Annotated in this window: 17 protein-coding genes; 12 read left to right on the forward strand and 5 right to left on the reverse strand. The window is 72.3% G+C overall.

Annotated elements, in window-relative coordinates:
- Positions 1 to 541 precede the first annotated feature (541 nt).
- Together ABEB06_RS32685 and ABEB06_RS32690 are read left to right on the forward strand one after the other, a co-directional pair.
- Positions 542 to 1,564, forward strand: a complete 1,023-nt coding sequence (locus ABEB06_RS32685; protein ID WP_345700524.1) for a hypothetical protein — start codon at positions 542 to 544, stop codon at positions 1,562 to 1,564.
- Positions 1,565 to 2,375: 811 nt separating this feature from the next.
- Complete coding sequence (locus tag ABEB06_RS32690; RefSeq protein WP_345700525.1) at positions 2,376 to 3,029, forward strand: fasciclin domain-containing protein; 654 nt, start codon at positions 2,376 to 2,378, stop codon at positions 3,027 to 3,029.
- 589 nt (positions 3,030 to 3,618) lie between these two features.
- On the opposite strand, the gene ABEB06_RS32695 is transcribed toward ABEB06_RS32690, so the two are convergent.
- Positions 3,619 to 5,700 (reverse strand): glycosyltransferase, encoded by a 2,082-nt coding sequence (locus ABEB06_RS32695; RefSeq protein ID WP_345700526.1) that lies wholly within the window; start codon positions 5,698 to 5,700, stop codon positions 3,619 to 3,621.
- A 186-nt stretch (positions 5,701 to 5,886) separates the two neighbouring features.
- On the opposite strand from ABEB06_RS32695, the gene ABEB06_RS32700 reads away from it, so the two are divergent.
- Both ABEB06_RS32700 and ABEB06_RS32705 read left to right on the forward strand, forming a co-directional pair.
- Entirely contained in the window at positions 5,887 to 7,248 is a 1,362-nt protein-coding gene (locus ABEB06_RS32700) for a glycosyltransferase (RefSeq protein WP_345700527.1), read from the forward strand.
- 117 nt (positions 7,249 to 7,365) lie between these two features.
- A complete protein-coding gene (locus ABEB06_RS32705) occupies positions 7,366 to 7,650 on the forward strand; it encodes a hypothetical protein (protein ID WP_345702065.1) in 285 nt (94 codons plus the stop codon).
- Here ABEB06_RS32705 and ABEB06_RS32710 read toward each other — a convergent pair.
- Positions 7,569 to 8,276, reverse strand: coding sequence for a MarR family winged helix-turn-helix transcriptional regulator (locus ABEB06_RS32710; protein WP_345700528.1), 708 nt, complete (start codon positions 8,274 to 8,276; stop codon positions 7,569 to 7,571). The genes ABEB06_RS32705 and ABEB06_RS32710 overlap by 82 nt on opposite strands.
- Positions 8,277 to 8,339: 63 nt before the next feature.
- Here ABEB06_RS32710 and ABEB06_RS32715 point away from each other — a divergent pair, with 63 nt between their 5' ends.
- Entirely contained in the window at positions 8,340 to 10,463 is a 2,124-nt protein-coding gene (locus tag ABEB06_RS32715; protein ID WP_345700529.1) for an MMPL family transporter, read from the forward strand.
- Between the two features lie 165 nt (positions 10,464 to 10,628).
- Here the strand turns inward: ABEB06_RS32715 and ABEB06_RS32720 are convergent, their stop codons facing one another.
- Positions 10,629 to 11,132, reverse strand: a complete 504-nt coding sequence (locus ABEB06_RS32720; protein ID WP_345700530.1) for a TspO/MBR family protein — start codon at positions 11,130 to 11,132, stop codon at positions 10,629 to 10,631.
- 237 nt (positions 11,133 to 11,369) lie between these two features.
- Positions 11,370 to 12,347 carry an ABC transporter substrate-binding protein gene (locus tag ABEB06_RS32725; protein WP_345700531.1) on the reverse strand — a complete coding sequence of 326 codons (978 nt, stop codon included), beginning with the start codon at positions 12,345 to 12,347 and terminating at the stop codon, positions 11,370 to 11,372.
- Between the two features lie 233 nt (positions 12,348 to 12,580).
- On the opposite strand from ABEB06_RS32725, the gene ABEB06_RS32730 reads away from it, so the two are divergent.
- The 3 genes from ABEB06_RS32730 (at position 12,581) to ABEB06_RS32740 (ending at position 16,383) form a co-directional block, all read left to right on the forward strand.
- Positions 12,581 to 14,005, forward strand: a complete 1,425-nt coding sequence (locus ABEB06_RS32730; RefSeq protein ID WP_345700532.1) for an aspartate ammonia-lyase — start codon at positions 12,581 to 12,583, stop codon at positions 14,003 to 14,005.
- Between the two features lie 131 nt (positions 14,006 to 14,136).
- Positions 14,137 to 14,667: a DUF4383 domain-containing protein gene (locus ABEB06_RS32735; RefSeq protein WP_345700533.1), complete on the forward strand. Its 531-nt coding sequence runs from the start codon at positions 14,137 to 14,139 to the stop codon at positions 14,665 to 14,667.
- A 690-nt stretch (positions 14,668 to 15,357) separates the two neighbouring features.
- Complete coding sequence (locus tag ABEB06_RS32740; RefSeq protein WP_345700534.1) at positions 15,358 to 16,383, forward strand: MerR family transcriptional regulator; 1,026 nt, start codon at positions 15,358 to 15,360, stop codon at positions 16,381 to 16,383.
- Positions 16,384 to 16,422: 39 nt separating this feature from the next.
- Here ABEB06_RS32740 and ABEB06_RS32745 read toward each other — a convergent pair whose 3' ends face one another.
- Positions 16,423 to 17,712 (reverse strand): cyanophycinase, encoded by a 1,290-nt coding sequence (locus ABEB06_RS32745; protein WP_345700535.1) that lies wholly within the window; start codon positions 17,710 to 17,712, stop codon positions 16,423 to 16,425.
- 351 nt (positions 17,713 to 18,063) lie between these two features.
- Here ABEB06_RS32745 and ABEB06_RS32750 point away from each other — a divergent pair, with 351 nt between their 5' ends.
- Genes ABEB06_RS32750 through ABEB06_RS32765 form a run of 4 tightly spaced genes read left to right on the forward strand, consistent with a single transcriptional unit; the run spans position 18,064 to position 21,982 of the window.
- Complete coding sequence (locus tag ABEB06_RS32750; protein WP_345700536.1) at positions 18,064 to 19,041, forward strand: ABC transporter substrate-binding protein; 978 nt, start codon at positions 18,064 to 18,066, stop codon at positions 19,039 to 19,041.
- A 1-nt stretch (position 19,042) separates the two neighbouring features.
- Positions 19,043 to 20,005, forward strand: a complete 963-nt coding sequence (locus ABEB06_RS32755; protein ID WP_345700537.1) for an amino acid ABC transporter permease — start codon at positions 19,043 to 19,045, stop codon at positions 20,003 to 20,005.
- 4 nt (positions 20,006 to 20,009) lie between these two features.
- Positions 20,010 to 20,774, forward strand: a complete 765-nt coding sequence (locus ABEB06_RS32760) for an amino acid ABC transporter ATP-binding protein (RefSeq protein WP_345700538.1) — start codon at positions 20,010 to 20,012, stop codon at positions 20,772 to 20,774.
- The gene (locus tag ABEB06_RS32765; RefSeq protein ID WP_345700539.1) at positions 20,771 to 21,982 is read left to right on the forward strand and encodes a M20 family metallopeptidase; all 1,212 of its coding nucleotides are present in this window, start codon (positions 20,771 to 20,773) and stop codon (positions 21,980 to 21,982) included. Before ABEB06_RS32760 ends, ABEB06_RS32765 begins: the two co-directional genes overlap by 4 nt.
- The last annotated feature ends 106 nt before the right edge of the window (positions 21,983 to 22,088 follow it).

A 22,088-nucleotide genomic window follows, 5' to 3' on the forward strand; every position in this document is an offset into this window, starting at 1 on the left:
CTTCAGGCTGTGGGGCCACCCGGGGAATTCTCCATGTGCACGGCAATAATCCGGTGGATTCATTCAGCCTGCACGGGGGCTGAAGGAAAGCTGAAAGGCGGCTGTGAGCGGAGCGCCGAATCCTGATTCCGGGATCGGGAGGGCATGGGTGGCGCCTGTCGCAAGCGAGTCTGTCCATGCGCATGCCGGCCGCGGGTAATCAGCGGCCGGAAAATCGAGCCGTAGAGACGCGTTCTGTCGCGGACGCGTCCAGAGCCCGCGATCGGGGCTTCGCGGATCGGGTGTCAGGCCGTGCCAGCCTATGGCTCATGCGTCCCCGTGTCAGGGAATCCGGAAATACCCCTCGAATGAGCTGACGCTCCGCCACGAGATGGTCGCGAAAGCCGGTTTGCGCTGTACTTCGGATCTGCGTTCTGGGCCAATTGGTCTCGCGGCGCGGATCCTGCCGCGGCCGCCGGCCGGGAACCCGGGGGAGGGGCGCAAGGGCGCCCCGAGGTCGGCCATTGTGTTCGAATTTCGACACGAAGAAAGATTCGATTACATGCACATGCGCAGCAAGCTCGCCGGCGGCGTCGCCGTGTCCGCGGTGGCGATCGCCCTCGGGGCCACCCCCGCCTCGGCGTCGGTCGGCTTCGACTCGGCGACCGGTACCGGCTTCGTCGGCAAGGGCGACGTCCAGACCGCGCTCGGCTACAACAACGCGGCCCTGCAGAAGGCGGTGGACAGCAAGAGCCTGGTGTTCACCGCCAAGCAGCCGACGATCCAGTCGTTGTCGCAGGCCGCCACCCAGGCCGGGACGCAGGCAGGCACCCAGGCCGGCAGCCAGGTGGCGGCGCAGGCCGGCACCCAGTCGGCGACCCAGGCCGTCTCGCAGGACTTGACCTGCACGTTCACCAACGGCAGCGGCACCAAGACGTTCCACCGCGACGGGGTGCGCGACGGCGAGCGCACCGGTAGCCGGAGCGGCTCCCGGGTGGGCAGCCGTGACGGCAGCCGGGACGCCTCCCGTGAGGGAACCCGGACCGGCAGCCGCGCCGGGACCGTCACCGGCACGCTCGGCTACGACATCGACGTCGACGCCCGCAAGGCCAACCAGTACACGGGGTTCATCCTCAAGGGCTGGAAGGGCGAGCCGACGTACGAGACCGGCACCGCCGACTGGAACGCCCCGTCCTTCGGCGACTGGTCGTTCGGCGACTACGCCTTCGGGACCTGGTCGTTCGGTGACTACGCCTTCGGTGACTACGCGTTCGGTGACTACGCGTTCGCCCCGGTGACCAGCGTCGCCTGGGGGGCGTGGGACGCCGCGCCGGGCGAGAACCCGGACGACTGCCTCCGCAGCTCCAACGCCGACAAGATCACGGCCCTCAGCAACGTCATCACGCCCGGCGCGGTCACCGACGGCCCCGTCACCGACGGCGTCGTCGTCGACGGCGCCATCACCCCCGGCACCACCACCGACGGAGCGATCGCCGAGGGCGCGATCACCTACGGCACCGTCGCGGCCGGCGCCCGCACCCCCAACGGCCCCGCCACGCTGTACGTCAACGGCAAGGCCCTCTGACCCGACCCGCACCACCACGGCGGCCCCCGCCCGCAGTCGCTGCGGCCGGGGGCTGTCACCGTGACCGCGGGGCGCCGACGGGGGGCGAGTCTGCGCCGACGGCCCGTCCTGTGCCGGGAGGGCGTTCAGGTCGCCTCGCCGTCGGCACGGTCGTTGCCTGCGTGGCATCGGGGTGCGCGAAGCCGTCCGGCGCCTGCCCGGCGTGCACGGCGAACACGCCGCCGTCCCGGCCGCACCGGTAGATGCCGCCACCGGCGTGGAAGAACGACGCGCCCATCCACCGACCTCCGCTGCCGCCGGCAAGTCCACGCGAGACGGTTCGCCCTGACGGCTGGACAGCGGGGTTGCTTGCGGAAGGTGGAGAACACGCGCTGGAGGTACCGGCGACGGTCCCCGCGACGCCGTTGGCGGTGTCGGTGAGGCTGACGTCGGTGTAGGTGACGTCAGCCAGGGACCGGGGTCTGTCCGCTACCCGGTGCGGTCCGCCGGCCTCGGTGGCGTCGAACGGCTCGTCGTCCCCCCGGCGCCCATGGGGCGCGGCATGCTCAGCGGCAAGCAGATCACCGAAGCCGTCCCGCCCGCCCTCGTCGCCGTCGTGCCCACTTCCTGACCGCGCCCCGCCGGCCGCGCCGCGGCGCCCCGGTACGTGCGTCCCCAGCCGGGTCCCGGTCGCGTCCTGAGAAAAATCAGGAACCGGCACCCATCCGCGGCCCGTGTCGCGCCGAATGACAGTTGTAAGCCGCCGCCGCGCCGGAACAACCCGCGACGGCCCATTTTCCCAGCAATGGCAAACGATACGAGGAGAATCCCGATGAGCTCCGTCGTCTCCCGACGCACCTCGCTCGCAGCCCTGTTCGCCGCCGGGGCGCTGGCGCTCAGCCTCACTGCCTGCAGCAGTGACTCGTCCGGCTCCGCGGCCTCCCCGACGACGACCCCGTCCTCTGCCGCGTCCTCGGCCGCCGGCTCCGCCGCCTCCGGCGCCGCCATGGCGGACCAGCCGTTCGGCGCCGGGTGTGCGGCCGTGCCGGCGGACGGCGCGGGCTCGTTCGCCGGCATGGCGAAGGACCCCGTCGCCACCGCCGCGTCGAACAACCCCGCCCTGTCCACGCTGGTGACCGCGGTGAAGCAGGCCGGTCTGGTCGACACCCTCAACTCCGCCCAGAACATCACGGTGTTCGCGCCGACCAACGACGCCTTCGCCAAGGTGCCGAAGGACCAGCTGGACGCGCTTCTCGCCGACAAGGCGAAGCTCACCAAGGTCCTCACCTACCACGTGACCCCCGACCGGCTGACCCCGGCGTCCCTGCCCGGTGACCACAAGACCCTCGAGGGCAGCAACCTCACCGTCACCGGCTCGGGCGAGGCGTTCACCGTCAACGGCAACTCCAAGGTCGTGTGCGGCAACGTGCAGACCTCGAACGCCACCGTCTACATCGTCGACACCGTCCTGATGCCCACCTCCTGACCGACCGCACCCCGTCGGCCGCCGCTCCCCGCGAGCGGCGGCCGGCAGTGCTGTCCCCGGCCCCGGACGCCCGTCCAGCCGCACCAGCCCGCCGTGCGGCCAGGACGAACCCAAGCCGTCACGGCTGAAGACGCGGCCCGAAATCCTCCGCCCATGTCCCACCGAGAGCCGGAAAGCCGGTGCCGTCGCGCTCCTGCTGGAAGACACGGGGTCGTGCTGGCCCCGATCCGAACGCGGCCGTCGAAGCCGCCGGCGAGCTGCGGCCCGTCGCACTGACCACCGAACCACCCGCGAGGCCCCGCCCGGCGCACCCGTGGCTGCCGCGAGCTGCGGCCGACCCCCCGCTCGGTGCGCACATCCGGCCTTGGCACGGCGGGCGCCCTGCCAAGGCCGGACCGGTTGGCCGCATCACCGTTCGAAGGCCGCGGCGCCTGCGCAGTCCGCCGCCACTCGGCACACCGCAGCCCATCTCCTTGCGGGCCCGGCCGGGGAGCGGTCCCCGGCCGGGGAGCGGGTCCGTACCCCGCGTGAGCCCGCGGTGCGTGGGCCGAACGGGGCGGCGTGCACGGCCGGTTGGACCCACTGCCGATCACTCGTGAGGGCGAGCGCCGGAGGACGGTCCGGTGAGCCGGCTGTATTCGGCGACGAGGGACTCGGCCATCGTCGACGCCGAGAAGCGCAGGGCCACGCTCTTGCGGCCCTCATCGGCGACACGGGCCAGCTCGCCGTCGGCGAGGTCGGCGAGTGCGGCCAGCCGCTTCGCCAACGCGGAGGTGGATTCCGTGGGGAGGAGGAAACCGTTGGCGCCGTCATGGATGTAGTGGGGCACGCCTCCGCGCCGTGGGCCTGCCGCGGGGAGTCCGGAGTCCATCGCTTCGAGGACGGCGAGACCGAACTCCTCCTTGGCGCTGGGGCAGACGTACAGGGCCTGGCCGGCGCGCAGGCCCGCGAGCGTGCGTTCGAGGAGCCTCACCTGGCGGTTGGGCAGGGCGGGCCACAGGGCGATGTGGCGGCGCGCCTGCGGATGTCCGGAGAGGAGCTTGGCGATCCTGGCCCGCATCTCGGTCTCGACAGGGGTGGCGCGGGTGGCCGATCCTCCGACCAGCAGCATCGTCGTGGAGCGGTGCAGGCCCGATTCGAGCCAGGCCTCCACCAGCCTGTCCTGCTGCTTCACGGGGTGCAGACGGCCGACGCTGAGGATCAGGCGCCTGGCGCGTGCCGCGGGGTCGAGGCCGTCGGGCCGGTCGCCGTCCCGGTAGAGCCGGGCCATGAGGGTGTCGGCGACCTGCTCGTCGCCGGGCATCGGGGTGAAGGGGGGAATCCCTTCCGGCGGGGAGGCGATGCGCCGTGCGGGCGCCCCGGCGCGGATCTGGGGGAAGTGCTCCGCGAGGTCGCCGTCGCCGGCGCGCCCGGGGATGGCGACCAGCAGGTCGGACCGGGCCACCAGGCGGTCGGCGACGAAGATCCGGTGCAGGTCCAGGCGCAGCGCGTCGGCGGGTTCGCTGCGCGAGGTGCGGGGCAGGCCCCGGTGCCGCTCGGTCATGGTGCGGTGCGGATCGGGCGTGGCGGTGAACACGAATCGGGCGCCGCGGCGTCGGGCGGCGTCGGCCACGGCCAGCGAACAGTCGTCCGCGAAGCGTGCGTGCACGACGTCCGGAGCGGCGCCGGGAAGCGCCAGGAGGCGACTCGCCCACCAGGCGACGGCAGGGCGCAGGCACAGCGCCGTCGCAGGATCGACCGGCCCCCCGCCGCGCACCGGGATCCCCAACGCCCAGTGCCCGGAGCCGATCTGCTCGACCAGCGGACGACCGCGGCGAAGGTGCTCGGAGTCCAGCAGGACGAGGGTGAGGACCCGTGAGACCTGGCGGGTGGCCGCCATGGCATCGCCCAGGCCGGCGACCAGGACGCTCATCCCCCCGCTGAGACCGACCCCGGGGTCGCCCAGCTGCCCCATCATCATCGACTGCGCCGCGACGAGCCCTGCGCCGGTGCGTTCGGGCAGGTCATGGACGGCTCGGCGGAACAGGGCGCCCGGCTGCGCGTCGGGCACCGCCCGCTCCCAGGCCGCCGACAGCAGCAGTGCCTCGTAGGGGCCGGCGGCGGCGCCTGGGCCGGGCGGCAGGACACGCCCCCCGTCGGGGATGCCGGAGAGGTAGCGCCAGGCCGCGTGCCGTTCGCGCGGATCCCTGCTGCGGGCTCGGGCGGCGCACTCGGAGGCGGTGAGGGGGCGGAGGGCGTGGGCCTCGGCGAGGTCGAGCAGGCACGCGGCCTCCGCGGCGGCGACGGGCAGCAGGAGCCTGCTGCGCAGGGCGGAGGTCGCGTGCTCCCGGTGGCCCGCGGCGACGGTGACCGCCCAGGCTTCGGCGAGGGCGGTCTGCAGCACCGGGGTGCCGCCGGCCGCGGCCACCAGCGTCAGCGGAGCGGTGGGCGTTGCGGATCGCGCGGCCCTGCGCAGGTCCGCTGCCAGGAGGTCGTCGGGAGGGGGCGTGTGGCCGTTCCGGCGGTGGGGACCGTGGCCGTACTCGGCCCGGGCCAGCAGTGACAGGAGGTCGTCGCCCTCCGGGACGGGCGCTCCGGGGTTCCACCAGTGGTGGCGCCACCGGGCCGCCACGTCCTCGTGGGGAGTCGCGGAGGGGGTCGCGTCGAACGGAGCGGAGGTGTCACGCGGCATCGGGGTGGGCCCTTCGTCGGTGGCGCTGCCACAGACGGTTTCGGAACCGGGCCCCGCATCGGATGGTGCGGGTCGAAGGGAGCGCGTGGGCGGACCCGCGCATGCCCGCGTGGCATCATCGACAGGAGCGGCACCCGCTCCCGGCCGCCGCCCGCGACCGCTGAACGTGCCGGCAACGGAGGATCCGTGCCTCGAGTCGTCGTCATCAGCCCGCCCTTCCGCTCGCACGCCACGCCCCTGAGCGTTCTGGGCGCGGCGCTGCGCGACACCGGGGCGGACGTCACGCTGGCCTGCGCACCGGCGTTCGCCGGCCTGGCCCGGGCCCACGGCCTCGGCTTCGCCGGGCTCACCGTCACCCGCAACGCCAACACCGGCATCGCGGAGCGGACGGAGCAGGCCGGCAGCGAAGCCGAACGGCTGCGGGAATTCCTGGACGCGACCCGCACGGGCGCCGTCGCGGCCCTGCTCGCCCAGGCACGTCACCGACGGGCCGACATGCTCGCCGACCCCGACCGGATCCTGACGGAGATCCGCGACCTCGACCGGACCGTGCGACCCGACTGGTACCTGGTGGACCAGCTCAGCTACCCGGTGACCCTGGCCATGCACTGCCTGGACCTGCCGTACGCCACGTTCTGCCCCGGCCATCCCAGCTACATCCCCGCCGGCCCGGAGGCGTTCTTCGGACTGCCGTACGCCTGGCCCGACACCGTCCGCCCGGACCCCGGCGACCTCGCGCACCTCCGAGCGGAAGCGGCCGTGAACGACGAGGCGTTCACCGAGGCGTTCCACCGCGTGGCCGAACGGCATGCGCCGGACCGGCCCCCGCCCGGACGGGCCTTCGCCCTGTGCTCGCCCCACGCCGTGGTGTTCAACTACCTTCCCCTGCCGTGGCTTCCTCCCGCCCCGAAGGGCCCGGTGCCCATCTACGCCGGGCACTGCACACCCGAGCCCGCGGAATCCGGGCTGGACGACAGCTGGCGGGCCACGGTCGACCGCCTGACCTCCGGCGGGCGCCCGCTGGTCCTGATCGCTTTCGGCACCTTCCTCTCCGCCCGCCACGACGTCCTGCGCACGATCGCCCGGGCAGCACTCGACCACACGGACGCGTCGGTGATCGTCGCAGCGGGCGACCGGGTCGAAGAGCTGGCCCGCGATCCCCGGCTGGCGGCAGCGCCGCCGGAGCGGCTGCGCATCGCCGAGTCCGTCCCGCAACAGCAGCTCCTGGCGCACACCGCTGTGATGGCGCACCACGGAGGCAACAACTCCTTCACGGAATGCCTGACGGCCGGCGTGCCGGCGCTCGTCCTGCCGTTCTCCAGCGACCAGTTCGCCATTGCCCACGATGCCGAGCGAGCCAGCCTCGGCATCTCGGGGGATCCCAACACCGTGGATGTCGAAGCCGCCGGCGCGGCCCTGCGGGAGCTGCTGGCGGCGGGCACGCGCGGGAGTGCGGCCAGGCGCGCCGAGGCCCTCGCCGCGGGCCCCCGGTTCGCCGCCGAGCGGCTGATCCGTGCGATGCGCGGCGCGACCCGCGCGCCGTCGTAGCCGCACCCGCCCGGCCTCGGAGCGGCCAATGCGTGCGCAACCGATGCGACTGCCGCTGGGGAGCGGCTGCGCGCAGGCTGAGTCGCAAGGGCATCCCGAGGAGGAGTGATCGCCATGATGATCGTTCGCAAGCTTCACGAAGCCGGTATCACCAGTGAGCACGCCTACGCGGCCGCGCTCGGCTCGGTGGGACTCTCCCTGGCGAGCTGGATCGTGTCGATGAAGGCGGAGCAGGCCGGCATCGAACGCGCCGACCGGTGGGGGATCTTCGTCGGCGAGTGGGCGCCGACCTTCTTCGGCCTGGGCCTGGCCCTCGCGCACTACGAGGACGGGGTCACCGGCGGGCCGGAGGGCGACCGCAGTACCCGCTTCGACCGCCGGGTCAGTGCCGGGACCGGCTGAGGACCCGCCGTCGGCGGTGCCTGCCGGGCGGCCGGCGAGGCCTTCCGTTCCGACCCGGGCCCGGTGCGGTGCGCGCCGGGCCCGGCTTCCTCTTCGCCTCGGGCCTGCGGCTCGAGGTATCGGCGGTAGGCGGCTGCCACAAGCTCCAAGTACCTTTTGGCGCCCGCCCGTTCCTCGTCGGTCAGGCCGTCGGCGGCGCCGAGGACCAGGCCCAGCAGCGGCGCGAGTTCGCCCATGACGTGCTCGAAGCCGGACGTCGTCACGTCCAGGATCTGACGGCGCCGGTCGTCGGGGTGGGGGCCGCGGGTCAGGTGGCCCTCCGCAACGAGCCGGTTCACCGACTGCGTCCCGGCGGCGCTGGTGACTCCGAGCCTTCGCGACAGTTCGACCGGGCCGATCGGCGCCCCGGCGTTCCTGGCGATGAGCACGTGCTCGACCGCCTCGACGTTCGTCAGCGGCATGCCGAGCCGCTCGGCGAGTTCGGCGCGCGCCAGCTGGGTGAGGGTCAGGACCTGGCGCAGCGCGGCGGAGAGGTCGTCACCCGCCGGCGCGCCGGCGCGGGGGAGGGGCCGTGCGGCGGTCCCATCCGCATCGGCCGCGGCTCCGAACGAGTGGTGTTGCGCCATACCGGCAATTCTGACACGGTAGGGATCGCTAAGTTACTTAACGACTCTAGAGGGTGCGTTCCCGTGTCCCGAACCACGACCGGCCGCCCGAGCCGGTCCACCGCCAACAGCGACCACACCGTCGGCCCCGCGCGCCCCCGCGCCGTCGCCTGGCTGGTCCTCCTGCTGACCGTCATCGGCCTGGGCGCCGCCTTCACCCTCGGCCCCTCGGACGCCACCACCACGGAGGCCACCGGAACCTCCCTCCCCGCCTCCGCCCAGTCCGCCGAGGTCGCCGAGATCGTCAAGACCTTCCCGACCGGTGCCGCCGCACCCGCGATCGTCGTCTACAGCAACAGCGACGGCAGCCCGCTCACCGCCGACCAGCAGGCGCTCATCACCCAACGGTCCGCAACCCTCGGCACCCTCGGACTGGCACCCGGAGCCGCCCGCCCGCAGATCGTCCAGAACAAGGTCGCCACCGTCGCCGTCCTGCTGCCCACCGGGGCGGGCGACGACGAGAACACCGCCACCATCGACCGCATCCGCCAGAGCGCCTCCGAAAACCTCACCGCGCCCCTGCAGGCCCAGGTCACCGGCGGACCCGCCGTCCGCGCCGACATCACCAAGGTCTTCGCCGGCGCCGACAGCACCCTGCTCATCGCCACCGCCTCCGTCGTCGCGGTGCTGCTCCTGATCACCTACCGCAGCCCCGTCCTGTGGCTGGTGCCGCTGCTCGTCGTCGGCGCCGGCGACCGCATGGCCGGCATCCTGGTCGGCGTCCTCGCCCCGCACGCCGGCGTCGAAGTCGACGCCTCCGCCTCCGGCATCCTCTCCGTCCTGGTCTTCGGCGCCGGCACGGACTACGCCCTGCTGCTGGTCTCCCGCTACCGCGACGAACTCCACCTCACCGACGACCGGTTCACCGCCATGGCACGCGCCTGGCGCGGCACCGCCCCCGCCGTACTCGCCAGCGGGACCACGGTGGTGCTGAGCCTGCTCACGCTGCTGGCCGCCGAACTCACCGGCAACCGCGGCCTCGGCTTCGCGGGCGCCGTCGGCATCCTCACCGCCATGCTCTTCGGCCTCGTCGTCCTGCCCGCCGCCCTCGTCCTGCCCGGCCGGTGGCTGTTCTGGCCGCTGATCCCGAAGGTCGGCGACCCGGTCACCGCCGACCGCCGCGGCCTGTGGTCCCGCATCGGCCAGGGCGTCGCCAAGCGGCCCGCCCAGGTCGCCCTCGCGGGGACCGCCGTCCTGCTCGTCCTCGCCTCGGGAACGCTCGGCCTCAAGACCGGCCTCGCCCAGGAAGACTCCTTCCGCAAGACCCCCGAGGCCATCCTCGGACAGCGCACCCTCGCCGCCGTCCAGCCCGCCGGGGCCGTCGACCCCCTGACCCTGGTCTCCACCCCCGCGGCGGCCGACCAGGTCCTCGAAGCCGCCCGCCAGGTCCCCGGCGTCGTCTCCGTCACCCCCGGAGCCCACACCGACCGCTGGGCCCGCGCCGACGTCGTCCTCGACGCCGCCCCCGGCACCGCCGCCTCCGACCGCGCCATCGACCAACTGCGCCGGAGCGTCGCACAGGTCCCCGACTCCCGGGCCCTCGTCGGCGGCACCACCGCAGAGGCCTACGACACCTCCCGCGCCAACGCCCACGACACCCGCGTCGTCGTCCCCCTCGTCCTCGCGATCGTCCTGATCGTGCTCGTCGCCCTGCTGCGCGCCGTCGTGGCACCGCTCCTGCTGGTCGCGACCGTGATCCTGTCCTACTTCGCCGCCCTCGGCGCCAGCTGGACGATCTTCCGCACGTTCTACGACTTCCCCGCCATGGACACCAACGTCCCCCTGCTGTCCTTCCTCTTCCTCGTCGCGTTGGGAGTCGACTACAACATCTTCCTCATCGCCCGCACCCGCGAGGACACCGTCGCCGGCCACGACACCCGCCGTGCGGTCCTGCGCGCCCTCGCCTCCACCGGAGGCGTCATCACCAGCGCCGGAATCCTCCTCGCCGCCGTGTTCGCCGTCCTCGGCGTCCTGCCGCTCATCACCCTCACCCAGATCGGCATCATCGTCGGCATCGGTGTGCTCCTCGACACCCTCCTGGTGCGCACCGTCCTCGTTCCCGCGCTGGTCCTGCTCACCGGGCGGCGCTTCTGGTGGCCCGGCGAGCCCGAGACCGCCCGCCCCGCGAAGGAACCCTCGACCACCTGAATCGGCGGGACGGCGCGCCGACCCCCCTGCGGCGCGCCGTCCCGCCCCCGACCTGTCCACGGACCGCCCCGAGGAGCGGACCGTGCCCACGCCCCGCGAACCGTTCGCCGGAGCGAGGTCGCCGGCCACGTGCACCGCCGCCGGAGCGGCGTCACCGGGTCGGCCTCACGTGTTGCGCACCGCGATGTCGGCGGAGAGGGCGGTGGCGAACAGCGACCACGTCGCGTACGGCACCAGCACGCGCGCCGCCGTGGCGTCGATCCGGGCGCTGCGGCGGACGAGGTCGGCGTTGGAGATGTCGAGCAGGAGGGTGGAAGCGGCCGCGGCCCATGGTCGGTGGAAGCGGAAGAAGAGCCAGGACCACGAGGCGTTGACCGCGAGGTTCACGCCCAGGCTGAACGCGTAGTGCCGGCGGCGGGCCCCGTCGGCGCGGGCCAGGGCGCGCCCGCCGGCGTACGCGATCGAGGCGTACAGCGGGGTCCACACGGCGCCGAACAGCCACGAGGGCGGCTGCCAGGCCGGTTTGGCCAGCCGGCGGTACCAGTCGCTGCCGCCCCCGCTGGGGATCGAGGCCGTGGTGGCGGCGACGGCCACCGCCGCAGTGGCCGCCGCATGGGCCCGCCACGTCGGCGCGGACGGTGCCCCGGCAGATTCGCTGAGCTGTCTCATGAGGGGCTTCTTCCCCGGACCTCACGCAACTCACCCGGTTGATTTTCGGCGCCTGGGGCCCCGGCGGCCGCCCCGCCCGGTGGGGCGGACCGCGCGTCGGAGGGACGGTGGGAACGCGTCCCAGGAACGGCGGGCCTGCCGGCCGCGGTCGAGGCGCGCGCGGGACGACGGAGCAGCCGCAGCCCGTCTCCCCGCATGGGGGAGACGGGCTGCGGCTGCCGGTCGCGGACCGTCAGGTCAGTCGAGGGCGCCGTTGATGGTCGCCTTCGGGATCGCGATGTTGGACACGTGGTAGCCCGCGAGGATCTTGCCGTAGGAGCCGTCGTCCATCAGCGACTGCAGCGCCGCCTGGATGGCCTCCTTCAGACCTGGCACCGACTTGGCCACACCGATCCCGATCGGGGAGGAGCTCGTCGGCCCGACGGCCTCCTTGCCGACGACGGTCTCGAACGTGGTGCCCCCGTCCGCCGTGTCCGCCACGTACGCCGCCGTCACCTCGTCGAGGAAGTCCGCGGAGACCTTGCCCGCCCGCAGCGCCAGCTGCGCCTCGGAGTCCTTCGGGAAGGCGAGGACGGTGATCGGGGGCCTGCCCTGCTGCTTGCACAGCTCCTGGCGCTGCTCGAGGATCTTCTGGTGGTTGGTGCCGGTCTGCACCGAGACGCTCTTGCCGCACACGTCGGTGACGACCTTGATGCCGTCGGGGTTGCCCTTCTTGACGAGCCAGCCGGGGCCCGCGTTGATGTAGTCGACGAAGTCGACGGCCTGCTCGCGCTCCTTCTTGTCCGTCATGGCGGACATGACGGCGTCGAACTTGCCCGCCTGCACCGCGGGGAGGAGGCCGTCGAACTTCTGGCTCGCGAACTCGAACTTGACGCCCAGTCGGGCGCCGATCGCCTGTCCCAGGTCGTAGTCGATGCCGGTGATCTCCTTGCTTCCTTCGGCGATGTACATCTCGAAGGGCGGGTACGGCAGGTCGGTCGCGACCCGGACCTTGCCGGCCTTCTTGATCGCTTCGGGCAGCCGCTCGGTGAGCTTGGGGTCCGTGGAGATCGTGACGCCGTTGATGGAGGTGGCCGCGGCGGCCGGGGCCGCGGCCTTGCCGTCCGCCGGCGTGTCGGCCTTGGAGGAGCCGCACGCGGTGAGTGCGAGGCTGCAGGCGGTCGCCAGGGCCAGGGAGGTGATCACTCTGGTCGCAGCGGTGCTGTGCGAGGTCATGGCGGGAGTCCTTCGGTCGTGCGCCGGGGAGGAAGGTGACGCGGCGCGAACAGAAGTTACATCTGAAGCATGACGTGAGTGAATGTATCGAGAGTTACATTCCCGCAACGGTGTCCTCGGGCCGGGGTTCGACGCGGTGGGGCTGTTGCGGAAATTACGATTGCTCTGCTAGTTACTAGATCTGAAACGCTCAGTACCAGCTGTGCGGTCCCCGTGACAGACCCTGGAAGACCGTGAACCCTCACCCGACACCTCCCGCGCCCGGCAACAGCGCCCAGCGCGTCGAGCACGACCTCCTCGGCGACCGCGAACTGCCCGCCGACGCCTACATCGGCATCCACACCCTCAGGGCCGCCGAGAACTTCCCCCTGACGGGGACCCCCATCTCCGTGCACCCCGAACTCGTCGCCGCCATCGCCGCGGTGAAGCAGGCCGCCGCACTCGCGCACTGCGACCTCGGCGTCCTCGACACCGGCCTCGGTGACGCCATCGCCGCCGCGTGCCAAGAGATCCGCTCCGGCCTGTGGCACGAGCACTTCGTCGTCGACGTCCTCCAGGGCGGCGCCGGGACCTCGACCAACATGAACGCCAACGAGGTCATCGCCAACAGGGCCCTGCAACTCCTGGGGAGCGAGCCCGGCAACTACGCGCTGCTCAGCCCCAACGACCACGTCAACCTCGGACAGAGCACCAACGACGCCTACCCCACCGCCGTCAAACTGGCGCTCCACGAAGCGACCCGCGTGCTCATGCCGTCCATGGACCGCCTCGCCACCGCGCTCGCCGAACGCGCCACCGCCTTCGAAGACATCGTCAAACTCGGCCGCACCCAACTGCAGGACGCCGTCCCCATGACCCTCGGTCAGGAATTCAGGGCCTTCGAACTCGGAGTCCGCGACGACATCACCGTCCTGCACCGCTCCGCCGAGGCCCTGTGCGAGATCAACATGGGCGGCACCGCCATCGGCACCGGCCTCAACGCCCACCCCGGCTTCGCACAGGCCTGCGCCGACCACCTCGCCCGCATCACCGGCGTCCCCGTCCACCCGGCCCGCGACCTCGTCGAAGCCACCCAGAGCACCGGAGCGTTCATCGAACTCTCCAGCGCCCTCAAGCGATTCGCGCTGCGCCTGGTCAAGCTCTGCAACGACCTGCGCCTGCTGGCCTCCGGACCCCAGGCCGGCCTCGCCGAGATCAAACTCCCCGAACTGCAGGCCGGATCCAGCATCATGCCCGGCAAGGTCAACCCCGTCATCCCCGAAGCCGTCACCCAGGTCTGCTTCGACGTCATCGCCGCCGACACCGCCGTCTCGCTCGCCGCCCAGGCGGGCCAGCTGCAGCTCAACGCCTTCGAGCCGCTGATCGCCCACACCCTCCTGACCGCCCAGCGCCGGCTCGCGGCGGCCTGCTCGCTCCTCGCCGGAGCCTGCATCGCCGGCATCCGGGCGGACGCCGAACGGACCTACAGCCAGGCCAGTGGGTCCGCCGTCCTGGCCACCGCGCTCAACCCCGTCCTCGGGTACGAGCTGTCCACCGAGCTCGCCCGCCGCGCGGTCGCGCAGCGGCGCCCGGTCCGCGACGTGGCGCGCGAAGCGGAGGTCCTTCCGGCCGAGGTCCTCGACGACCTGCTCGATCCGCGTCGCCTGGTCGGCGGATAGCCCCTCCGCAGGCCGACCGCCCTGCGTCCACCAAGCGGTGCGCAAGCGGTGCAACTGTCCCCCCCGAACGCGCACCGCCGATGGTGGAGAGCGGAGGCGCCCGTCTCCGAGGAGCGAAAAGGAGGACTGTCATGGACTTCCGCGACGAGCTTCCCGTCGACCACCGCCTCGCCAACGTCTACCGGATCGGTGCCGGTCTGTGCGGCGTGGTGCTGCTGGTCTTCGGCTGCCTGGGCCTGGCCGACGGTCTGGCGTTCTTCAGCACCACCGGCCAGAGCGTGGCCGGACTGACCAGCAACGGACTGCTGAGTTGGATCTCCATCGCCACCGCGGCGGTGCTGATCGTCGGCGCGGCCATCGGCGGGAACACCGCTTCGACGATCAACATCGTGGTAGGAACCCTCTTCGTCCTGAGCGGGTTCGTCAACCTCGCCCTGCTCGACTCGGGCGCCAACGTACTGGCGTTCCGGATCCCCAACGTCCTCTTCAGCTTCGTGATGGGCCTGGTCATCGCCACCTTCGGGATGTACGGGCGGGTGAGTGCCAAGCTGCCCCTGGACAACCCCTACTGGCGACACCGCCATCCCGAGGCGGCGGCCCCCGCGACCTCGCGCCGGCTGAGCGGCTCGGCTCCTGCCGGCATCGCAGGCCCGACCCGGTGAGCACGCCGGCCCTCCCCTGAGGGTTGCGCCGCGAAGCACCGCGACTGCCGGTCCGTGGCTCCTCCCCCGCAAGGGGAAGGAGCCACCTCACACCTGGTCCGCCACGCAGAAATCGGCGCCGCACGCCGTGCAGGTCGCCCTCGCTCCACTTGGGGACGCCTTCGAAGCCGAGGACGGCTTCCGTCGGGTGACCGTAGTCGGCGGGGTCGGAGACCACGGAGCGGGCGGTCCGCCCTTGCCACAGATCGCTCCGACGCTCCGTTCCGGGTTCGGCTTCGACCCGCTCCAGCAGCGCCGGAATGTCGTCGGCAGAGCCGTGAGCGTGGGTGAAGAGCGACCAGTCCGTCATGGCCGCACCCAACCAGGCTGCGGTGACAGGGCCGCCGCCAGGCGCAGGGCAGGGGCGCCGGCTTCCACTGCACAAGCGGTGCGAAGGGAGAACGACGGAGGGCAGTGCCAAGCTCGACCCGTCACCGTCGACGGGGCGTGATCGTGATGGCAGTCCACCTCGGCACTGGAGAGCTGCGCCTCCCGGGCGGGTTCGAGGCCGCGGCGCGTACGACCGGCCCTTCGCCCGATCGACTTCTCCGGCGTCGCAGGGCGGTGGCGCGGCCGGTGGTTCCTGCGGCCGCCTGCCCGGACGCAACCCGCCCGGACCGGTCTGTCCGTCAGGACGAGGAGGATCTTCAGATGGCGGGACCAGTGACATCCCAGTCCCCCGAGAGGCCGGCTGCCCTCGGCGACCACGCCGGAGGAGTCGGCGTCACCACCGGTGACGTGGCCCGCCGCTTCGGGGTGTCGCCGACGACCGTCCGGTCCTGGGAGCGGCGCTACGGCATCGGCCCCGCGCACCACGAGACCGGTCGGCACCGCCGGTGGAGCCCGCAGGACATTGCGGTGCTCGAGACCATGTGCGCCCTGACGGCCCGGGGCGTCGCACCGGGTGAAGCGGCACGGTCGGCGCTGCGGTCCGCGTCCGACCGGACGGTCTCCGGCGGCACGGCTGGAGCCGTCCGGGGTCGGCCGGTGTCCACGGAGCGCCCGGCTGCGCCGGGAGGCAGTTCTGCGCTGCCGGTCGGGCCCGTCAGGCCCGAGTGCCGCGGGCTGGCGCGTGCCGCCGTGCGGCTGGACTCGGTGGAGGTCTCCCGGATCCTGCGGACGGTGGTCGCGGACCTGGGGGTCGTGGGTGCCTGGACCGAGGTGATGGCTCCCGCGCTTCGCGCTGCCGGCCGGAAGTGGGCCGCCGAGGGGGAGCGGTACGTGGAGGTCGAGCACCTCCTGTCCTGGCACGTCTCCACGGCGCTCCGCGTGGTCGCCGACCGCTGCGGCGATCCCCGCCCCGGGCCTTTCGCGCTGCTCGCCGGGACCCCGAGAGAACTCCACACCCTGCCGCTGGACGCCCTGGTGGCCGGACTCGCCGAACGCGGGCTGCCCAGTCGAATGCTCGGCCCCGCCGTTCCGGCGCAGGCCCTGCTGGAAGCGGTCCGCAGAACCGGGCCCGCTGCCGTGGCCCTCTGGTCCCAGACCGACCGGACCGCCGATCACGCGCTCGCCCGTCAGGCGATGGAGGCGGCCTGGGGAGGCCGGGGCAGCCGCTCGCACCCCTTCGTGCTGGCCGCGGGCCCGGGGTGGGCCCCGTCCAGGCCGCAGGGTCTGGTTCGGCCCCACGATCTGACGGGCGCCCTGGACCACATCGAGCGGCTGCTGACCGCATGACGGGAGGTGCGATAGCCCTCCCGGGCCCGGTGTTCGGGATCAGTAGACGTAGAGGTGGGTGGTCAGGTTGGCGAAGGAGACCGTGGTGCCGCTCTTCCAGGCCTGGTAGCCGGTGCCCTTGGTGAGGTCGGCCTCGAAGGTCGGGCCGCTCTCGTAGCTGATGCCGTACTGGTAGGTGCTGCGGCCGGCGTTCACGAGTTCGGTGGCCATCTTGACCATCTGGTACGGGTGGCCGGTGGTGGGCTCGGGGGAGGAGAAGACGTCGCTCCAGCGGCTGCCGACGGTGCCGGTGCCGGGGTTGTGGGCGGGCTTGGGGGAGGTCTGGGTCCAGGTGGTCGGGTTGTAGCTGTCGCCGCTGGTGAGGTAGGACCACTTGACGTTGTCGATCGACCAGTAGCCGCTGTGGGTGCCGATGGTGGCGGTGCGCAGGTCGAAGACGGAGACGCCGTTGGTGCCGACGACGGTGTCGGTCTCGTTGGTGGATCCGGGGTTCGTGACGACGAGGGCGGTGTCCTCGTCGATGCCGAAGGCGCGGGTGTGGCCGGTGTCGGCGGCGAGGCGGGTGATGCGTCCTTCGCGGCCGCGGGCGGCGAAGTGGGTGTCGAGCAGGCCGGAGGTGAAGAAGTTGAAGCCGCCTTCGGGGCGGTAGGACAGGTCGTCGGGGTAGCTGCTGCTGATGCTGGTGTAGGAGCCGTAGCGCAGGGCGTCCCAGCTCTCGCCGCCGGTGACCATGTCGCGTCCGTTGGCGATGGTGGTGCCGGCGCTGGTGCCCATGATCGCCGCGCCGGCGGTGAACTTGGCGCGGATCGCGGCGAGGGCGGGGGAGTCGGTGTTGTCGCTCTTGAGGAGCGTGGTGACGAGCCGGCTCTGGTCGCCGCCGCCGAAGAAGAACCCGGTCATGGAGTTGATCTGGTTGATGACGCTCTGGCTGGAGTTGTTGGAGACGTGGTCGAGGTCGATCGGGATCCACTGGGCGTCGGCCGCGCCGTAGGTGTTCTTCAGCAGGTTCGCGTAGTAGGTGCCGTTGCACACCGAGTTGCTGCAGGTGTTCGGGTCGGCCGCGTTCGGGTCGTTGGCGGGCACGTCGGAGGCCGCGGTGATGATGCCGATGCGGGCGTTGGACGCGCCGCCCGCCTTGCTGAGGAAGGTGCCGTAGACCGCGGAGTTCGTGGCCGCGACGGCGCCGCCCGCCAGGATGAGGCTGCCGGTGACGGGGGTGGCCGCCCGGGCGCTGGAGGCGGGCGACACGAGGGCGGTGGCCAGCGCGATCGCGGCGACCGCGGGTCCGGCGGCGCGGCGGCGGGCTGCGGGGCGTGCGGACATGGTCATGCGTGCTCCTGTGGGGGAGGCCGGGCCGCCGTTCGTGGCAGGCCGGGCGAGGAGGGATGCGTCCGCCCGGAGAGGGGCCGGGCAGGACGGGGGGCGCGCTGGCAGAGGCGAGATGCCCTGCGTCGCACTGGGAACGGAACATACAGATCAAGTCATGATGGCGATAGATGTAACGAGCGGATGCGGCGAAACCTTGACCATCTGAGCTTCCATCAGGGCTTTGCCTCGGGCTTGTCGAGCGTTACCTATTCGTATCCTTCATTACATATGGCCATCAACATGGTTTACCTGTAACGTCCTGGCTTGCGGCGCAGCCCCTCGGCGCCGCTCAGGTTCTCGAAAGGTTGCTCCGTGAACTCCTCTGCCTCTCGCAGATCGGCCCTGCTGGCCGCCCTCGCCCTGTGCGGCTCCCTCACCCTGACCGCCTGCGGGAGCAAGGGGGACGACGCCCCCGCCGACGCCGCCAAGGCCCCCGCCGCCGCCTCCGCGACCGCGGTCACGGTGGCAGGTGTCGCCATCAGCCCCGACGCCGCCCTGCACGGCGCCCTGCCCGACGCGATCAAGAAGGCGGGCAAGGTGCGGGTCGCCACCGACATCCCGTACCCGCCCTTCGAGATGTACGTGGCCGAGGGCAAGAGCGAGATGACCGGCCTCGACTACGACCTCGGCCAGGCCCTCGGCGCGAAGCTCGGTGTGGCCTTCGAGTTCCAGGCGCAGAAGTTCGACGGCATCGTCCCGGCCATCCAGGCCGGCAAGTACGACGCGGCGATCAGCGCCATCACCGACAACAAGGAGCGGGAGAAGGTCGTCGACTTCGTCGACTACTCCGCCTCCGGCACCGGCATCATGGTCGCCAAGGGCAACCCCGACAAGATCGTCACCCTCGACGACCTGTGCGGGAAGAAGACCGCCGTCCAGACCGGCACCAACCAGCAGAAGCTCCTCGACAAGCACCAGGACGCCTGCAAGGCGGCGGGCAGGGCGCCGATCGACGTCCAGGCGTTCCCCAAGGACTCCGACGCCCAGCTCGCGCTGCGCTCCGGCAAGGTGGTCGCCGACGTCCTCACCAAGCCGGCGGCGGGCTGGACCGCGAAGACCGCCGACAACGGTGCGACCTTCGAGGTCGTCGACGACCCGGCGGCCCAGGGCGGCTACAACGCCTCCCCGAACGGCATCGCGATCGCCAAGAACCTGCCGCAGCTGACCGACGCCGTCCAGAAGGCCCTGCAGTCGCTCATCGACGACGGCTCGCTCGCCAAGATCTTCGACAAGTACGGCGTCGCGTCCATCGCCGTCAAGTCCGCCACCAAGAACGGCGCGGTGGACTGACATGCCGACCACCGCACACCGCTCCACCGGGGCCACCACGACGGGCACGCCCGACCCCGACCAGCTGGTCGCCGTCCCCGTGCGCCACTGGGGCCGCTGGATCGCCGCCGCCCTCGCCCTGGTCTCCCTGGTCGGCCTGGTCGGCTCGCTCGCCAAGAACCCGAACCTGCACTGGGACGTCGTCGGCCACTACCTGTTCGCCGACCTCATCTTCGACGGACTCGTCACCACCCTGTGGCTGACCGTCGCCGCCATGGCCGTCGGCCTGGCGCTCGGCACCCTCGTCGCCGTCATGCGCCTGTCGAGCAACCCGGTCCTGTACGGGCTGTCCACCCTCTTCGTCTGGCTGTTCCGCGGCACCCCGCTGCTGGTCCAGATCATCTTCTGGGCCTACGCCGCCGCCCTCTACAAGCACCTGATGATCGGCATCCCGTTCACGACGATCACCTTCGTCGAGTTCGACACCAACCAGCTGCTCACCCCGTCGATCGCGGCCCTGCTGGCGCTCGGCCTCAACGAGGCCGCCTACGCCTCCGAGATCGTCCGCGCCGGCATCCAGTCCGTCGACCCCGGCCAGACAGAGGCCGCCCACTCGCTGGGCATGAAGCCCGCCCTGACGATGCGCCGCATCGTCCTCCCGCAGGCGATGAAGGTCATCATCCCGCCGATGGGCAACGAGACCATCAACATGCTCAAGACCACCGCCTACGTGTCGGTGATCGCCGCCCACGACCTGATGTCCAACATCCAGGACGTGTACGCGCAGAACTACCAGGTCATCCCGATGCTCGTCGTCGCCGCCCTGTGGTACCTCGCCCTGACCACCGTCCTGAGCGTCCCCCAGGCCTGGCTGGAGCGCCGCTACGGTCGCGGCACCAGCCGTGCCGGCCACGTCTCCCCGCTGCGCCGCATGTTCGTCGGCGTCGCGGACCTCCTCCCGTCGAACCGCAACCGGAAGGGCTGATCCGATGGCCCAGCCCATGGTGCACGCCCAGGGCGTGCGCAAGCACTACGGCAAGCTCGAGGTCCTCAAGGGCATCGACCTCACCGTCGAACGCGGCCAGGTCTGCTGCCTGCTCGGCCCGTCCGGCTCCGGCAAGTCCACCTTCCTGCGCTGCATCAACCACCTGGAGAAGGTCGACGGCGGCCGCCTGTCCGTCGACGGCGACCTGGTCGGCTACCGGCAGGCCGGGAACCGCCTGCACGAGCTGCGGGAGTCGGAGGTCGCCGAGCGCCGCCGGGAGATCGGCATGGTCTTCCAGCGCTTCAACCTCTTCCCCCACCTGACCGCCCTCCAGAACGTCATGGAGGCACCGGTGAGGGTCGCCAAGGTGAACACGGCGACCGCCAGGGCCGAGGCGCAGCTGCTCCTGGACAGGGTCGGCCTCGGCGACCGCGCCGACCACTACCCGGCGCAGCTGTCCGGCGGCCAGCAGCAGCGCGTGGCGATCGCCCGCGCGCTGGCGATGAAGCCCAAGCTGATGCTGTTCGACGAGCCCACCTCCGCGCTCGACCCCGAGCTGGTCGGCGACGTCCTCGACGTCATGCGCGACCTGGCCGCGGACGGCATGACCATGGTCGTGGTCACCCACGAGATCGGCTTCGCCCGCGAGGTCGGCGACACGGCCGTGTTCATGGACGAGGGCGTCGTCGTCGAGGCCGGCGACCCGCGCAAGGTCCTGGTCGACCCGGAACAGGAGCGCACCAAGGCGTTCCTCTCCAAGGTCCTGTGAGCGCCCCCGCCGACCAGGCGCACCGCACGGCCGCGGCCGAGTTGTCGGCCGCCGCGCAGGCAGCCCTTCCCCGCTACCTCGACGACCTGGCCCACCTCGTCTCCATCGACTCCGGGTCCTACAACGCCGACGGCGTGAACCGGGTCGCCGACTGGTTCGAGGAGCGGCTGCGCTCGATCGGGTTCAGCACCGAGCGCATCACGCCCGCACAGGTGCAGGGGCGCCGCTTCGGAGACGTCCTCGTCGCCAGACTGACCGGCTCCGTGCCCGTCGAGGAGGGGGGAGCGCGGATCGTCCTGATCGGGCACATGGACACCGTCTTCGAGGACGGCACCGCCGCCGCCCGCCCCTTCCGCTCGGCGGACGGCCGCGCGCACGGCCCGGGCGTCAGTGACGACAAGGGCGGCCTCCTGGCCGGGGTGACCGCAGCCGAACTCCTCACCCGCCACGGCCGCACCGGGTTCGCCGAACTCGTCGTCCTCGCCACCCCGGACGAGGAGGTCGGCTCGCCGGCCAGCCGTCCGGTGACCGAGCGCGTCGCGGCCGGGGCGCACGTCGCCCTCGGCCTGGAGTGCGCCCGCGAGAACGGCGACCTGGTCATCGAACGCAAGGGCGTCGCCGACCTCCTGATCACCGTCACCGGCCGGGCCGCCCACGCCGGCATCGAGCCCGAGCGGGGCGCCAACGCCGCACTCGCCGCCGCCCACCTCGTCGTCGCCCTGCAGGCCCTCAACGGCCGCTGGCCAGGGGTCACCCTGAACGTCGGCGTGGTGCGGGCGGGGACCCGGACCAACATCGTCTGTCCCCAGGCCGAGCTCCAGGTCGAGGTCCGGGCCGCCACCACCGCCGGCCTGCACACCGCGATCGCCGAGATCCGCACGGCCGCCGCCCGCACCGTCGTCGAGGGCACCACCGCCCGCGTCGAGCAGCTGGACCTCTGCCCGCCCATGGAGCACACCTGCGAGGCGGCGGCCGTGCTCGCCCTCGCGCTGCGCACCGCCGCCGATCTCGGCATGCAGATCCACGGCGCCTCCACGGGCGGTGTCGGTGACGCGAACTTCACCTCCGGCCTCGGCATCCCCACCCTCGACGGCCTCGGCCCGGTCGGCGGGGCCGACCACACCCCCGAGGAGTGGCTGGACATCGTGAGCGCTCCGGGCCGCATCGCCCTGCTGGCCACGCTCACCGAGCGCCTCGGGCGTCGCTGACCCCGCCGCGCAACCGCACACGGGCCCACCGGCCACCACGACCGGCCCGGGCGGGCTGCTCGCCCGCCCGCCCGGGCCACCCATCGCCGGGTGTGCGCCGCCCTCG

This window comes from Kitasatospora terrestris (assembly GCF_039542905.1).
GTDB classification, from domain to species: domain Bacteria; phylum Actinomycetota; class Actinomycetes; order Streptomycetales; family Streptomycetaceae; genus Kitasatospora; species Kitasatospora terrestris.